Here is a 259-nt window from a genome sequence, read left to right as displayed (position 1 = left end):
CTACAAACAGGCTTGATCTACCAGATGAGAGTGTCCCGTGACGGATGTGGTCGAAATATTCGGGAAAGGTGATGGTGGCGGTGTGGAGCGCGAGCGATCCATGACAAGCACCCAGGTTGTAGCGCGCCCCCATGTCACTGATTGACGTGAGGACGGAAAGGTGTTAGGGGGGCTCTGTTGAATCACTAGACGGCGGCAGGGTGAGTCGCTAAATCGAAGGCGTTGAAGCGGGAGACTTCAGTTGCCTATGACCCAAATC

General features: G+C 55.2%; 1 pseudogene (cut by a window edge). It reads left to right on the top strand.

The window, feature by feature from the left end:
* Positions 1-21: pseudogene (locus tag C450_RS04295) on the top strand (IS5/IS1182 family transposase); its annotated part reaches 297 nt to the left of the window's first position; the annotation flags it as partial.
* Positions 22-259: the final 238 nt, after the last annotated feature.

Source organism: Halococcus salifodinae DSM 8989 (genome assembly GCF_000336935.1).
GTDB lineage: Archaea > Halobacteriota > Halobacteria > Halobacteriales > Halococcaceae > Halococcus > Halococcus salifodinae.
Note: the sequence above shows the minus strand (reverse complement) of the source record. Positions and strands in the feature narration are given on the sequence as shown.